Here is a 16,261-nt window from a genome sequence, read left to right on the forward strand (position 1 = left end):
CCTTTATTTTAAATAAAATTAAAGGATAATATTACAATATTATCTTTTAATAATCACTTTAGCTTTAATTCAACAATTAAACCTAATAATACTTGATAATTTTTATAGATACTCACTTCTAAAATGAAGCCTAAGTATTATATTTTTTGATGTTAGAGATTAAGCAGTTGCTTCTTTCCAATACCTACCATCTGTCTTCCAGCCCTGGTACTGTAGATTTGTCTTTCTATAAAGATCTATTTAAATTGATTTTAAAGCTGAATAGATATAATATGAAAAATTTTAATATAGTTCATATCAATGATTAACTATACAATTCTTACCTCTTTTTTTAGCCTGATAAAGTGCTTTATCTACTCTTTTTAAGGCATCATTAATCTTACTATTACTCTCATCTAAACTATAACAGCCAATAGATACTCCACAAGTCAATTCCTGCTGATATGAATAAGTTATCTGATTGATACTTCTTTTTAATTTTTCTGCTACTAGCTCTACCTCTTTAGATGAACAGTTAAATAGTGCTATTATGAATTCATCACCACCATATCTAGCAAGCAAATCTGTTTTACGAATAAGCTCTTTAGCCTTTCTAGCTACATCTTTAAGTACCAAATCACCTATCTGATGTCCATATTGATCATTAATCTCCTTAAAATCATCTATATCTAGCATAAGTAATGAATATTGCTGATTTGATTTCTCTAATACTGATACTAAATATTCATAATTATAAGCTCCGGTCCTTCCATCTCTAATTGCCTTTTGATAGGTCTTTTCAGCTTTTACTTTATAATACTTGAGCTTCTGTCTTAAATAGAAGTTATGTATGATGAACAGTAATATAATAGTAATTAATAATATGTAATAAAACATTTCCTATCCTCCCAAGAATTAATTTGAACCATAGCTAATGAAAAATCTCTACTTCTTATTTTATATAGTAACATCTCTAGGTGGACAGTTTATGTCCAGTTGATACTTTTTAACTGATTTTATAAGCAGAATAACCAATCTCATTGTATAATCTAAGATTTAATTAACTACTCAAAACCTAAAAGCGATAAAAAAGACCACAAGCTAAGCTTGTGGTCTAAGAAATAATCTTCTATTTAATTTAATAATCTAATTATATTCCTACTCTATTTTTAACTCTATCATCTACTACATAATCCCGATATCTTTCATAATCACTCTCTTTACATTCTAAAATTAACTTAGTACCCTCTGCTTCATAACTAGTTGCAGATATATTAGCATTCTCAAAAAAATAAGAGACTATCTCTCCTTGATCATAAGGAATTACCATTTTACATTGAATATAATCTTTAAATAAATAGTTACTAACTAATTGAAGCAATTGATCTATTCCTGTTCTTTCTTTAGCAGATAAATAAACTCTATCTTCTACTAAATGAGGAATTACTGTATCTGTTAAATCCCCTTTATTAAATGCATAAATAATAGGAATATTTTTGACTCCAATCTCTTTTAATGTCTTATTTGTAACATCAACCATTTTCTGATATTCATCATCTGAATAATCAACAACATGAATTATTAAATCAGCTTCTGCAACCTCTTCTAATGTAGATCGAAAGGCTTTAACTAGATGATGAGGTAATCTATTTATGAATCCAACAGTATCTGTCAGCAGAAATGATCTATTATTAGATAAATTTATCTTTCTAACCGAAGTTTCTAAGGTTGCAAATAACATATCCTTCTCAAAAACCTCTTTTTCCAAAGATTGATTAAAGGTCTCAAGCATGGTATTCATCAACGTAGACTTCCCAGCATTGGTATATCCAACTAAGGAAACAATAGGAATCCCACTTTTTTTGCGCCTTCTCCGTTGGATTTCCCGTTGTGAAACTAAGCTTTCTAATTCCTTCTGCAAAGCTGCTATCTTATCTTCAATCCTTCTTCGACTAAGCTCCAGATTTGTCTCTCCTGCACCTCTATTTACTAATCCGGCTCCTCCACCTTGACGATCATACTGCCTTTGACCAACTAATCTAGGAAGCATATACTGCAGACGAGCCACCTCAACCTGTAATTTTGCTTCTCTTGTTTTTGCACGCCGAGCAAATATATCTAAGATTAACATAGTTCTATCAATTACTCTTACCCCAAGTCTATCTTCAAGAACACGAATTTGAGAAGGAGATAGCTCATCATTAGCTATTACTACCTGGGCAGCTGTGTAACCTACTAACTCACCAAGTTCTTTAATCTTACCGCTACCAAGATAATGGGAATTATTAATATGAGCTAAATTTTGGCTTAACTCCCCAACTACTTCTATATTACAGGCAGTGGCTAAGCCTTTTAATTCTTCCATTAAATAGTCAAAATCATCTTCTTGACCTTTAAGGTTTACACCTATTACTATCGCTTTGTTCTTTTTAGCCATCTAAAATCTCCTTTCTTATTACAGTTGCGAAAACAGAAAAAGATTGTAAATGAACACCTTGTTCACCTACAACCTCTCATAATCCAGAATATATATTTCTATTTTGAAACATATCAAAATACTCTCAGTAAAGATAAAATATTTATTGACAAGTTTTACTTTTAAAATTACATATTAATATTAACATAGATCTTTGAAGACTTCAAACAGAATGAATATTATATTTGCCAGTTTTAAATAAAAGCTCTAATCCTCTCCTTTACATACTAAGACTGATTAGCTAAATAAAGTTACTAGTTATTTATAATAATAAAAAAGAAGCTACAACTATCTTTGCAAACCTTTAGAAACTAAGATTTTTTCTAAACTTAAAAATAAATAATAAGCCACTAAAACCAATAAAGCAGTAGGAATAGCACCAGATAGCATTAACTGTGAATCTAAGAAACTGATACCTGTAAATATTTGATCACCTAATCCACCTGCACCAACTAAAGCACCCAAAGCTGCAGTTCCTATATTTATAATCAAAGCTATTCTAATACCAGTTAAAATAAAGGCTAAGGCATTAGGTAACTCAACTTCCCAGAAAATTATATAAGGAGATAATCCCATACCTTTAGCAGCATCTAATAAGTCTTCACTCACAGAATCTAATCCCACAATTGTATTTCTTGCTATAGGCAAAATCGAATATATAGTTAAAGCTAAAATGACAGGCTTCATTCCAATCCCTAAAGTACTCATAGCTAAAGCTAAAATTGCCAAAGAAGGAATTGTCTGACCTAAGCCAATGATATACATGAATAGAGATCTAAATCTCCTAAAACTATCCCTAGTCAACAATACACCTACAAATAAACCAATAACTGTCGCTATGAACATTGATATAGATACCATAATTACATGCTCTAAGATAAGTTCTGAAATTAAATCTAAATTATCTATAAAATAATTAAATAACACACTATTAAAATATAAAAATATAAGTGCTAATAAAGAGATCAGTGTTAGATAAGTTTTATTAAGCACAATCTTTCTCCTTTCTTAAAGCTACAGGGGTAAGTATATATTCCAAACCATAAAATAAAGCATCTGTTATCATAGCCAATAATGACACTAATAAAGCACCAGCCATAATTTTCTCCTCATATACCTGCTCTATTCCTCTTTGTATAAACTCACCTAATCCCCCAGCTCCTACATACACTGCTATGGTAACTATACCTATATTCATAACCACTGCAATTCTTAATCCAGCTATAATTCCTGCTAAAGATAAAGGTAATTCTATTTCCAATAATCTATTCCACTTTGATAAGCCCATCCCCTTAGCTGAATCAATAATTGCTGAATCAATATCTTTAATTGCTGTATAGGTATTACTAATAATCGGTAACTGAGAGTAAAGTACCAGAGAAATAATAACCGGTATATTACCCAATCCTACATTGAAGACAGATAATAGAGGTAACATCAATCCAAAAAGAGCAATACTAGGAATTGTCATTACTATATTCGCTATATTAATTGCTAAATCAGCCCATTCTTCTTTTCTAGAAATAAATATGCCTAAAGCAATACCAATAATTGCCGATAATATTGTTGCAATTAAAACAAGATAGAGATGTTCTAGCATCAGAACAATTGATTTCTGCCAATTATCTATTAGAAAATCAATCATAGTCCCATCTCCTGATTTCTTCTATAATTTTTAGATAGATAATCTTGGATGTCAGTAAAATCGATAGCTCCAACCAAAGTTCCGTTTTGATCTACTATACAGAGCTTAGTGACCTCATTAGAAACCATTATTGTTAATGCTTCCTTTAGGGTTGAAGTATAAGTTAATCTAATATCTAAATCCTTGATTAAATTAATAATTTTTGATTCTTGCTGAAAGGGATTTTTTAGTATATCCTCTCTAGAAATATAACCCAATGGTCTTCTATCTTCAGAGCAAATCAATAAGTAATCTCTATTATTCTTCTTCATCAATTTTAAAGCATCTTTAACCTCTAAATCATCATATTTATAACTTATAGAACTCATAGCTTCCTTCACTCTGACCAGATCTAATACCTTCATTGCCCTTTCTGTACCGATAAACTCTTCAACAAATTTATTCTTTGGGTCTAATAATATATTCTCTGGGGTATCAAATTGTATTAATTCTCCCTGATTAATAATAGCAATTTTATCTGCCATCTTTAATGCTTCATGAATATCATGGCTAACGAAAATAATTGTTTTGTTTAACTTCTTCTGTAAAGTTAGAAATTGATCTTGAATATTCTTGCGATTAATCGGATCTATAGCACCAAAAGGCTCATCCATCAATAGTATATCTGGATTAGCTGCTAAAGCTCTAGCAACACCTATTCTCTGTCTTTGACCCCCTGATAGCTGATGGGGATATTTATCCTTATAAAGAATAGAATCGAGATTCATCATCTCTAGTAATTCTTCTATTCGTTTCTCAACCTTATTCTGATTCCAACCTATCACCTTGGGTATCATTCCAATATTCTCACCAATTGTCTTATTGGGAAATAGGCCTATCTCTTGAATAACATAACCTATCCCTTGTCTTAATTTAACTTCATCTTGAGTATCTATTTTTCTATTATTAATTAAGATATGGCCTCTATCTAACTCTTCTAATCGATTTGTTAGCCTTAATAAGGTGGTCTTCCCACAACCAGATGGGCCCAAAAGAACAACTAACTCTCCTTGATTTATCTTTAAGGAAATGTCATTTACTGCTGTTATTTTATGAGCTTCATTAGTAAACGTTTTGGATACATTCACATATTCTATCAAGGATATCCCCCCTTTTTTACTTACATATAAATAGCTAGTAAGTTCAAAGTAAAACTATTCGATTAATCCTTGCTCTTTTAGCCACTCTGCTGCTACTTTAGAAGGATCTTCATGCTCTATATCTACCTGGCTATTTAATTTCTGAATCTGCCTAGTAGTTAACTTAGTAGTTAATACTTTTAATATACCTTCAATCTCAGGATGTTTATTCAGTACTTCTTCTCTAACTATAGGGGCTGGATTGTAAACGGGAAAGAATCCCTTATTATCTTCTAAATTTATGAAATTAAAAGCATCAATCCTACCATCAGTAGAATAACCCATACCAGAATCTATCTTATCCTCTTTTAAGGCCTTATAAATAATACCAGCAGACATCTTCACTACCTGATCAAAATCTATCCCATAAGTATTAGCTAAAGCCTGTAGTCCATCAGGTCTATTATAAAATTCTGAATCTGTTCCAAAAGACAGAGCTATCTCGCCAGTCTTAGCTGCTAAATCTGATATACTAGCTATCTTTAATCTTTCTGCTTGATCTTCTCTCATCATAATTGTATAGGTATTATTATAATTTATCTTATCAAGCCAAATTAAGCCTTCTTTTGCATCTCTTCTTTTGACCCAATCATATACCTTCTCAGAATCGGTCATAATCTCTTTATTACTCTGCTTGAAATAAACTGTATAAGCTGTTCCAGTATAGTCATAGTAAAGATCTACCTCTTTAGTTTCTAAAGCTTTTCTTGCCAATATTGATTTAACACCTAATTGAGTATCTATTTCAAAGCCATTATCTTCTAATAATAATTTTGCTAGATTGGCTAAAACATATGCTTCAGTATCTGCTTTACCACCAATTACTATCTTCTTAGACCCTTTATCACTACTACACCCAATTAAAAATAAGTTTAAAATAATTAAGATAAGTAATAAAATACTAATCCTTCTCATTATTCTCCCCCCAACTTATTACTACTATATATTTTTTATTCTAAATCCTTTAATACTATTAATATTCTTTTATAATCTTATCTCTCACCTGCTGCCCAGATAGAGTAACCATTGGCATTCCACCGCCAGGATTGACACTTCCACCAACAAAATATAAATTTCTATATAATTCACTATGTTTAGGAGCTTTAAATCCCTTATTCTTCTTACGATCAGCCACAACCCCATAAATAGAACCACGATTAGAATAATATCTAGTCTTTATATCTTCTGGAGTCCACATATCTTCAACTACAATATGCTCTCTTAAATCTTTTAGACCCATTCTTTCCAATTTATCTAAGACTAGCTCCTTTAATTCCAGATAATCTTCGTAGGTAAAGGCCTGGTCTTGAAGATATGGAATGTGAGGCAAAACTTTAATATTTTCACACCCTTTGGGAGCCTGACTTTTATCAGTTTTACTACTAGCAACTAAATAAATTGTAGGGTCTTTTGGAAGCTCATATTTGTTAAATACAGAATTGAAATGATCTTTAGGATCTTTAGAAAAGAAGAAGTTGTGGTGTGCTAACTCTTCATATTCACAATCAAGCCCTAGATGTAATACAAGGCCTGAACAAGCCGGTTCAAATTTCTTTTCATATTTATCAACTAAACCATCCTCTTCAGCTAATAATTCTTTATAAGCTGGTATAACTTCCATATTAGAGATGAAGATATCGCTCTTCACTAAACTATCATCAGCTAATCTAATAGCGATTAATTCATCTCCTTCTTTGACTACTTCTCTAACTTCTGTATTCAAATAAATCTTTACTCCTAATTCTTTAAGTAATCTTTCTAAGCCTTTTGCTAAATTATACATCCCACCTTTAACATACCAGAGTCCATATTCCATCTGTATATTTGGTAATAGATTCAACACCGCTGGTGCATTATAAGGAGAAGAACCCACATATTTAATAAAAAAATCCATAATTTGCTGCAAATATTTATTGCTTAAATATCTACTAACACCTTGGTGCATAGTTGAAAAAAAATCAAATTTAATAATAGCATTAAATAATCCATAACAAGTAATGACTTCTCTAAAAGAATCAATCCCTTGATCAAAATATCCTTTTGTTGCTAAGTCAGAGAGCTTTTTTGAATAGACTAAAAATTTATCTAACTCTCTTATGTCTTCCTTATTAAGATTGGAATTTTGGGCTAAATTTTTTTCAATATCTGCATATAAATCAATCATAGTACCATCCTCAAAAAAGGATCTCCACTGCAACTTAATCTCTTCAAGTTCTAGATAATCATCCATTCTTCTTCCAGCCTTAGTAAATAAACCTTCAAAGATATGAGGAAGAGTTGAAATAGAAGGTCCAAGGTCAAACGAAAAGCCATTCTTCTTTAAAATATTTAATTTCCCACCTATCTTATCATTCTTCTCGTAAAGTTCTACCTCAAAACCCTCTGTTGCTAGTGATATAGCGGCAGATATACCACCCAAACCAGCTCCAATAATAATTACTTTCTTGTCTCTGCTCATATATTTCTCCTCTCCTCCTAATATATATAAGGAAATATCTTATAACGCTTATTCTTCCAGCTAATATACCTCTTTCCTATTATCTCTTCCATATATCTTTCTTCCTCTTTTATTCGCCTGCTTAATACCATAGATATAATTGGAATCACTACTATAATTCCAATTATATTAACAAAAACAAAAATTAATCCTGATGTCAATAGAAGTAAACCTAGATAAGAAGGATGTCTAATCATCTTATAAAGATCTATACTGACTAACTTCTGTCCTTTAATCGCTCTAAGCTATCTATTAAAATTTTCTTTTAATAAATCCAACACTTAAAAAATAAACCTATTAGATAAATAACCAGACTAAAACTTCTAATCCAACTTCTTAGAAAAGAATTTATATTTCCTATAACAAAAATTAAAAATAACCCCCTGTCAAATGAATAGAAATTACTGATAATTGATTTCTTGCGAGAGGGAAATATCAGAAAACAAGATAACCATAATATACCAATTAGCACAAAAGAAATATTCTCAAAATTAAACTATAATAGTACATTCATCTAACATCCTCACCTCTTATCATAGCAAAGATAATCTTAATCATTCCTTTTAACTTCTTTGCTAAGCTTATATCAGAGTAATTAATTAAAATAAATTCTTTTATCAAATTATATAATTTGGAGGAATATGGAAAAAAATTAAACTCCTTCTCTCTTCTACTTTTATTAATTGATACGGCTGTTTCTATAGAAAAGGAATGTAAACCTTCGGGACCATGATACTTAGCAATTCCACTATTTTTTACCCCTCCAAAAGGGAGATCTGGATTACCGATATTTTTTAGTACATCATTAATGTAGTTATTACCTACCTTTAGTTTATTTACTACTCTCTTAGCTTTATTTAAATCATTACTCCAAACACTAGAATTCAAGCCATAATCAGAGTCATTAGCTAAATTAATAGCTTCTATTTCTCCCTTAAAAGGCATAATTGCTACTACAGGACCAAAAGTTTCTTCTTGCATCACTAACATCTCATGATTTACATCCTTTAAAACTATTGGACTAAAAAAATTACCCTGCTGCTTAATCTCTGTCATCAACTCTGCACCTTTAGCTACAGCATCTGAGATATGCCTTTTAATGACTTCAAGCTGCTTTGGATAAGTAATAGCACCAATATCAGAATTCAAGCCACTTCCTACTTTTAATTTATTAGTTCTTGCTACTACCGCTGAAACAAATTCATTATAAATACTTTCTTCTACATAAACCCGTTCTATTGAAACACAGTATTGACCAGTATTAGCAAAAGCTCCATAAACTGTAGCTTCTACTGCCCTATTGAAGTTTGCATCAGCAAAAACTATCATTGGATCTTTACCACCCAATTCTAATTCAACTGGAATTAAATTCTCCGCTGCTTTAGCCATAATCTTCTTTCCTGTTACTACACTTCCAGTAAAGAAGATCTTATCCGGTTCTGCTTTAATTAACTGCTCTCCAGTATCTGCTCCTCCTTGTAAAACTTGAATCAGATTAGCTGGCATTTTAGCCTTAATAACTATTTCTTGAATTAAATTCCCCACTAATGGAGTAATTTCTGAAGGTTTTAATAAGACTACATTTCCAGCTAGTAGCGCTGAAATAGCTGGTACTAAGGACAACTGTAGGGGAAAATTCCAGGGTGATATAATTGCTACTATGCCTAAAGGCTTATACTCAACATAAGATTGATGATTAAAGAATAATAAGGAGTTCTTTCGTTTTTGGGGTTCTAAGATCTTTTTTGCATTCTTCTCATAGTACTTAATTATCTCTAAAGTAGGTAAAATATCACTCATCAGAGCTTCAAGATTTACTTTTCCAGTATCTGCTACTACTCTTTGGATTATCTCTTCTAAATCATTAATTAATAACTCTTTTATTCTTCTTATACATTCTATTCTATCTTCCAAACTAGAAGATCTCCAAAGACCAAATGCTTGCTTAGCCTTTATTTTAGCTGCTTTGATTTCATTAATAGTTGCTTTAGGATATACTCCATTTACCTTCCCATTAATAGGATTAGTAGAAATTAAATTATCAGACACAGGATCAGCCCCTTTACTTGCTAACTTCTAAATTAATACCTTCTTGTTCATAATGAGCAAAATTATATTTCTTAGCAATTTCTTTAGCCACAATTCTACCCGATTCATAAATAGTAGGTAAACCACTACCAGGATGGGTTCCTCCACCCACTAGCCACATATTAGAAAACTCTTCAAATTTATTATGAGGTCTAAAGATCAGCATCTGATCTAAACTATGAGTTAAATTAAAGCAAGCACCATAGCCTACTTGTAATCCTTCTTTCCAATTTAAAGGAGTTATAATCTTTTCATATTTAATATGCTCTTCAATATCTTCTAATCCTGCCCTCTGCTTTAATAGAGCTATAATTAAATCTCTAAATTCTTCTTTATTCTCCTTCCAATCAATGTCTGCTTTCAAATTAGGAGTAGGGACTAAGATATATAATGTAGAATGTCCCTCTGGTGCCAAGGTAGAATCAGTTATTGCTGCATTTTGAATATAAAAGGAAGGATCTTCAGATAAAATCCCTAAATCTTCTATCTCCTTTAGATTTTTTTCATAATCATTAGCAATAAAAATGTTATGATGTTCTAAGTGATCATAAATTTTATCTATGCCTAAATAAAGCATAAACGTGGAGCAGGAATACTTCTTTTTGTCTAGATTTTTGTCACTATATTTTCTACGTTTCGCATTGGGAATAAGCTTTCTCATCGCATAAGCAAAATCAGCATTTAAAACTATCTCATCAAACTTTTTATATTTATCATTAGTTAATTTTAACTCACTAGCCTTCTTATCATTAATTTTAATCTCTTCAACCTCTGATTTTAGTTCTAATTTTCCTCCTAACTCTAAGAATAATTTTGCCATCGCCTCCGATAATTCATTTATTCCACCAGTTACATGATAGATTCCCCATTTATACTCTATAAAGGATAGTATACTAAAAAAAGAAGGACAGGTATAAGGAGACATCCCTAAATATTTAGATTGAAAGGTAAAGGCAATTTTAATTCTTTCATCATCAAAATGATTACCTAAGTCATCCCATAAAGTTGTAAAAGGTCTAATTATCGGTAGTATCTTTAAATTTTCTGGTGCAAATAAATCAAAAATATTATTATAGGATCTCTTGAAAATCGGTAGAGTTCTTGATATTTTATTATTATTATCTTTTACATAACTATCAAAGCCTTCAGCATCACTAGGGCTCAACTTAGAAATTGATTCTTTCATTTCCTCAATATTATTGCTAGTACACAGGCTGCTACCATCACCAAAGAATAACTTATAATGTGGATTTAGTAGTTCTAGATCTACATAGTCATGTAAATCTCTACCACATTCAGCAAAAATCTCTTCTAGCAAAGATGGCATCATTAGAAATGTTGGTCCTATATCAAACTTATAGCCCTCTGCTTGAATTGAAGAGTTACGCCCCCCAACCCTATCTTTTTGTTCATAAATTGTAACTTGAAAGCCTTCTTTAGCCAATAATAAACCTGCTACTAAACCACCTGGTCCTGCTCCAACTATTCCTACTTTCATTATAGATTCGACCTCCCTTTTTATCTCAAGCTAGATTAATTATTCGTCTATTTTCTACTTTAATTCAAACTTTTCTATTATCTCAAATAATCCATTAGATTCTTCTTCTAAATAGTCACTGGTCTGATTAACTTCTTCTACCATAATCACATTATCTTGAGTTAATGAATTCAATTCTTCTATAGCTATCTGAATCTGTTCAGCTGCTGAGCTCTGTTCATCCATAGCAACTGCAATCTCCTCTATCCCCCGAGATGTCTTCTGGCTATTTTTGATAATATTCTCTAATGAATTATCTGCTTCTACAATTAAACTACTCCCTTCATCAATCTTATTAATGATATTATGAATTAAATTTTCAATCTTCTTAGATGAATTAGCAGTTCTTAAAGCCAAATCTCTTACCTGTTCTGCTACAACAGCAAAACCTTTACCATGCTCACCTGCACGAGCAGCTTCTATTGCTGCATTTAACGAAAGTAAATTGGTCTGAGCAGCAATCTCATTAACCAAAGCGATAATATCAGATATTTCTTCACTCCTCTTACTAATATCTTCCATTGAATCAATGGTCTTCTTTATAACCTTAGATCCCTCTTCAACAAAATCAACCGTATTCTTTGATAATACATCGGTATCTTCAGAATTAGCTGCTACCTCTTGAATAGAAGCAGTCATCTCCTCAATAGTAGCGGATAACTCTTCTAAAGCAGATGCCTGATTTTAAGTTCTCTCAGCTAGATTACTATTATCACTTGCAATTTGATTAGATGATTTACTTACAGACTCAGCCGATGATCTTATCCTCTTTAATATTCCATTTAACGATGATATAGTCTTATTAATATCATTAGACATCTCGCCTAACTCATCATTTGACTTAAATTCTACTTCTGAGCTTAAATTATTATTAGCTATCTTATTCATGATACTTTGCACCTTTTTAACTGGTCTAATTATTAAAAAGAATATTAATAATCCACTTAACAGAATAATAACTAAAGCTATTATCCATGTCATCTTATATACCTTTTTTATAAGGTTATTCAAAGGTTCCATAACCTCTGCCTCATCTACCTCTGCAATTAAAACCCAGTTATGATCTTTAATTTGCAGTGGAGTATGATAACTTAAAACCTTAATATCACGATAATCTTTAATTGTATCTACTCCTTCTTCTCCCTGTAAAGATTTTCTTACACTTGAAGTATTAACCTCTTTTTTTAGGATATCTTTGCCATTACCAAATCTAGAATTTGAGCGCATTAAGTAATCAGAACCTACTAAGTAGGTCTCTCCACTCCTACCCATTCCAGTTCTCTCCTGCATAATATTATTAATCTTATCTATTGGAACTTGTAGGGCTATCACACCTCTTAGTTGATTATTTTTATCCTTTATCGGGGCAGAGACAAAAGCAGCAATACCTTTACTTGCTTCATAATAAGAAAAATCAATTATACTTAATTCTTTTCTTCCTTTCTTATAAGCCTTGGCTAGACCTGAATCACGATAAACTCCATTCTCCAAATTAGTAGCATAATCATCTTCTTTCTCTACAGTATAAATAACATTTCCCTCAAGATCCATTAAGAAAGCATCATACCACCCATGTTCCTCTTTTAATAAATCTAGATAATCACTAACCGCTTTATCTAACTTTTTATTAACCCTTCTATCATAATCACTAAAATTAATTCTTAAAATAGGAGACTTTGCTGAAATACTTAGATCACTTAATAATTCATCAAAATATCCTTCTATAGCCTTTTTCTTTAATGCACTAATTGCTTTCAATTCACTTTCAGACTCATCAACTAATGTTTTAGAATAGTTTTGATAACTATAATACGATGATATACCCAGACTAATTATTAACATTAGTATAAAGAAAAATATTAATTTAAAACCAATACTTATCTTGATCTTTTTCATGAGTTATCTCCTCCTAGGAACCGAACTTATCAAAAATATTAGCCTAAAAATGAACTTTATCAGATCAATAAAGAGAATAATCATCTTGATAGAGTAATGAATATTCTTAGTAAAGTTCCTACTAGCCTTTATTTTAAATTTGCTACTCAACAAATGATAAAAAAGTCATCATTCTTTCCACTATATCCATATCTTTTTTTCCACTAATATTAAATCTCATTCTCCAAAATATAACTCATGTCTGTTATAGACTATAATTAAAATCATTCCTAAAGCAAAAGGACTTATAGCAACAAAAAAGAATGAAAATAATTAAAAGATGAATCAGAATTTCTAATATAAGATGAGAGAAGGAATTATCTAAGTTAAAGGAATAGCTTGACTAAGCTATTCCTTTAACTTCTTAGCTATATTTTTAGCTAATAACTTAGCATCATCAAAATCATCATTATCAGGTGAACATTTCATTTCAATTGGTGGGTCAATAAAATCACAGCCACTCTTAGCAGCAAAATCCTCTAATCTACTCAAAGCTCCTCCACTCCAACTATAAGAACCTATAATCCCTAAACTATGATTTTTAAGGTTTTTATTCTCCAAAATTCTTAATAAGTAATCCATTGGCGGAAAGATACCAGTATTATAAGAACAACTTGCTAAGATTAAACCTTCATATTTCCAGATATCATTTATTATATAGGAGACATGAGTTGTAGAGATATTATAAACTCTAATATTCTTAATTCCCTCTTTAGATATATTTCTAGCCACAGATTCTACTAACTTTTCAGTATTACCATACATAGAACCATAAACTATAACTACACCTTCTTCAGTCTCTTGTTTACTCCAACGACTATAATCATCAATAATTCTTTGAGGATTATCTCGCCAAATAGGACCATGAGTTGAAGCAACCACTTCAATATCCAAACCATCTAACTTAGATATTGCTCGTTGTACCATAGGAGTATATTTACCGATGATATTAGAAAAATATCGCCTAATCTCATCTTCATAAAATTCAATATTTACTTCATCATCAAAGATTCCTCCATCCAAAGTACCAAAGCCACCAAAAGCATCACCAGAAAATAATATCTTATCTTTACTATCATAAGTCATCATTGTTTCTGGCCAATGAACCATTGGAGTTAAATGAAAATTAAGTTTATGCTCTCCTAAATCTAAATGGTCACCATCACCTATAATTTTTACATTATCAACAATTTTATAGAAGCCTTCTAGCAAGCCAATTGTTTTTTTATTTCCCACAATCGTTATCTCTGGATATGCCTCTTTAAAAGCCTTGATTGCTCCAGAATGATCAGGTTCAATATGATTGATTATCAGATAATCAACCTCTCTTTCACCTAAAAGATCCTTTATATTTAATAAATAAGAATCAATATGAGTATTTTTCACTGTATCAATTACTGCTACTTTCTCATCTTCAATTAAATATGAATTGTATGATACCCCCGATGGCAAAGGTCAAATCGCCTCAAATAATTCTGTACTCCGATCATTAACTCCTATCCAATAAATATCATCAGTTATAGAAACAATATTACTCATATTCATCTCTCCTCTGCAGAATTTATTTAAAAGATTTAATTCCATAGCATAGAGCCTATATCTGCCTTATATTTCTTTAAAACAAACCTTATATTTCAAGGTAATGGGGAGGCCTTCTTAATAAAATTTGTCCAGTATTTATCTCCTTATAAAAGACATAGGCCCTATGTTATAGAAACAAATCAATGAACCATGAATTAAATAATTATCTTCGTAAAGCAAATAATAGCCTTTCTATCTCATCTAAAATATCACTTTCTGTCTTAGCTCCTACAAAAGATTCCTCCCCATTAATTATGAGCTTAGGTATAGAGCGAACATTATTCTTAGCTGCTAAATTTGGAAAAGCATTAACATCTATCATATCAGCAGTTATATTATCATTTTCTAATGCTAACCTTTGAGCCGAAATTAGAGTCTTAGAGCAATAAATACAATCTAAACTAACAAAAACCTCTAAATGTACCTTATGATCTATAAGAGCTATTCTTTGCGATAAATTAAAATTTAGTGCTTCCTTTTCACCAGATACTTCTAGTAAGCAGGTAATAAAAGAATTAATCTCATAACCTATCGGAGCACCATAGAATTTAATCCCACTCTCTTTATTATCTTCATCCAAGATAATAATCGCTGGTACTTTGTCAATCTCATATCTTTCAGCTCTTGATTTGTTAGCCTTAATATTATAAATCTTCAAGTCTATTTTGTCTGATAAATCTGAAATTTCTTTTAGAAATTCTGTTGCTTCACTACAAAGCTCAGATTCATCTTTAAAGTAAATAATATTAACCTTTTTTTGTAGCCACCCCAAATAATCTCTTAATTCTTTTTTTACCTTATTGCTAAACATAGTCTACTTCACCTACCTTTAATTTGCTAATTTTAGAATATATTCATAGGCTGCAGCCAAATCAACAATCCTCTGCAATTATTAACACATCATAAATTTCATTAGATCAGATCCCTAAGCTATAATTTGATCTTTAAATTTTTTACTTATAATAGTAAATATCAACTTTTTTCATTTCCACTAAACCAAAGTTATTTAAATTTGGCTATAAATTTAATGAATTATCAAAATAGAAAGCTTATTATTCCTTAACTTCTAAAAGTTGCTCTAAGCAATTACTACAAATCTTCTTATCTTCAAAGGTAACTACATTATCTGATTCATTACAAAATACACAAGCTGGCTTATACTTCTTAAAGATGATCTTCTCCTCATCTATATAAATTTCTAAAGGGTCTTTAACTTCAATCCCCATTCTCATCCTTAACTCTTTAGGTAATACTACTCTTCCTAAACCATCAACATTTCTAACAATACCTACTGATTTCATGATAACACTCCCTTTCATTTTAATTTAATATAGCTACTAGCTTG

The 16,261-nt window shown here is 30.9% G+C and carries 15 protein-coding genes; all 15 read right to left on the minus strand.

From position 1 onward, the window contains the following. Positions 1-297: 297 nt before the first annotated feature. A complete protein-coding gene (locus OREMA_RS17500; RefSeq protein WP_018248876.1) occupies positions 298-876 on the minus strand; it encodes a GGDEF domain-containing protein in 579 nt (192 codons plus the stop codon). 253 nt (positions 877-1,129) lie between these two features. Further along, positions 1,130-2,416 (minus strand): GTPase HflX, encoded by a 1,287-nt coding sequence (hflX, locus tag OREMA_RS0108665; RefSeq protein WP_018248877.1) that lies wholly within the window; start codon positions 2,414-2,416, stop codon positions 1,130-1,132. A gap of 327 nt (positions 2,417-2,743) precedes the next feature. Then, the gene (locus tag OREMA_RS0108670; RefSeq protein WP_018248878.1) at positions 2,744-3,448 is read right to left on the minus strand and encodes an ABC transporter permease; all 705 of its coding nucleotides are present in this window, start codon (positions 3,446-3,448) and stop codon (positions 2,744-2,746) included. Beyond that, positions 3,441-4,100, minus strand: a complete 660-nt coding sequence (locus tag OREMA_RS0108675) for an ABC transporter permease (protein WP_018248879.1) — start codon at positions 4,098-4,100, stop codon at positions 3,441-3,443. Before OREMA_RS0108675 ends, OREMA_RS0108670 begins: the two co-directional genes overlap by 8 nt. After that, positions 4,097-5,239 (minus strand): betaine/proline/choline family ABC transporter ATP-binding protein, encoded by a 1,143-nt coding sequence (locus tag OREMA_RS0108680; protein ID WP_018248880.1) that lies wholly within the window; start codon positions 5,237-5,239, stop codon positions 4,097-4,099. The genes OREMA_RS0108675 and OREMA_RS0108680 overlap by 4 nt, the downstream gene beginning before the upstream one ends. A 54-nt stretch (positions 5,240-5,293) precedes the next feature. Continuing rightward, positions 5,294-6,193, minus strand: coding sequence for an ABC transporter substrate-binding protein (locus OREMA_RS0108685; protein WP_018248881.1), 900 nt, complete (start codon positions 6,191-6,193; stop codon positions 5,294-5,296). A 58-nt stretch (positions 6,194-6,251) separates the two neighbouring features. Beyond that, positions 6,252-7,736, minus strand: a complete 1,485-nt coding sequence (locus tag OREMA_RS0108690; RefSeq protein ID WP_018248882.1) for a phytoene desaturase family protein — start codon at positions 7,734-7,736, stop codon at positions 6,252-6,254. A gap of 17 nt (positions 7,737-7,753) precedes the next feature. Next, on the minus strand, positions 7,754-8,011 hold the full coding sequence (locus OREMA_RS0108695; RefSeq protein ID WP_276324744.1) for an isoprenylcysteine carboxylmethyltransferase family protein: 258 nt from the start codon (positions 8,009-8,011) through the stop codon (positions 7,754-7,756). A 274-nt stretch (positions 8,012-8,285) separates the two neighbouring features. Next, positions 8,286-9,824, minus strand: coding sequence for an aldehyde dehydrogenase family protein (locus OREMA_RS17505; RefSeq protein ID WP_018248884.1), 1,539 nt, complete (start codon positions 9,822-9,824; stop codon positions 8,286-8,288). Positions 9,825-9,837: 13 nt separating this feature from the next. Continuing rightward, positions 9,838-11,361, minus strand: a complete 1,524-nt coding sequence (locus OREMA_RS0108705; protein ID WP_018248885.1) for a phytoene desaturase family protein — start codon at positions 11,359-11,361, stop codon at positions 9,838-9,840. Positions 11,362-11,415: 54 nt separating this feature from the next. Continuing rightward, positions 11,416-12,039 (minus strand): methyl-accepting chemotaxis protein, encoded by a 624-nt coding sequence (locus OREMA_RS0108710; RefSeq protein ID WP_018248886.1) that lies wholly within the window; start codon positions 12,037-12,039, stop codon positions 11,416-11,418. A 45-nt stretch (positions 12,040-12,084) separates the two neighbouring features. After that, complete coding sequence (locus OREMA_RS18355; RefSeq protein WP_018248887.1) at positions 12,085-13,296, minus strand: PDC sensor domain-containing protein; 1,212 nt, start codon at positions 13,294-13,296, stop codon at positions 12,085-12,087. Positions 13,297-13,683: 387 nt separating this feature from the next. Then, entirely contained in the window at positions 13,684-14,787 is a 1,104-nt protein-coding gene (locus OREMA_RS0108720; RefSeq protein WP_018248888.1) for an FprA family A-type flavoprotein, read from the minus strand. Between the two features lie 292 nt (positions 14,788-15,079). Then, on the minus strand, positions 15,080-15,727 hold the full coding sequence (gene pdo, locus OREMA_RS0108730; protein ID WP_018248889.1) for a protein disulfide oxidoreductase: 648 nt from the start codon (positions 15,725-15,727) through the stop codon (positions 15,080-15,082). 241 nt (positions 15,728-15,968) lie between these two features. Then, positions 15,969-16,217, minus strand: a complete 249-nt coding sequence (locus OREMA_RS0108735; RefSeq protein ID WP_018248890.1) for an AbrB/MazE/SpoVT family DNA-binding domain-containing protein — start codon at positions 16,215-16,217, stop codon at positions 15,969-15,971. Between the last annotated feature and the right edge of the window lie 44 nt (positions 16,218-16,261).

The sequence above is a fragment of the Orenia marismortui DSM 5156 genome (genome assembly GCF_000379025.1).
GTDB classification, from domain to species: domain Bacteria; phylum Bacillota; class Halanaerobiia; order Halobacteroidales; family Halobacteroidaceae; genus Orenia; species Orenia marismortui.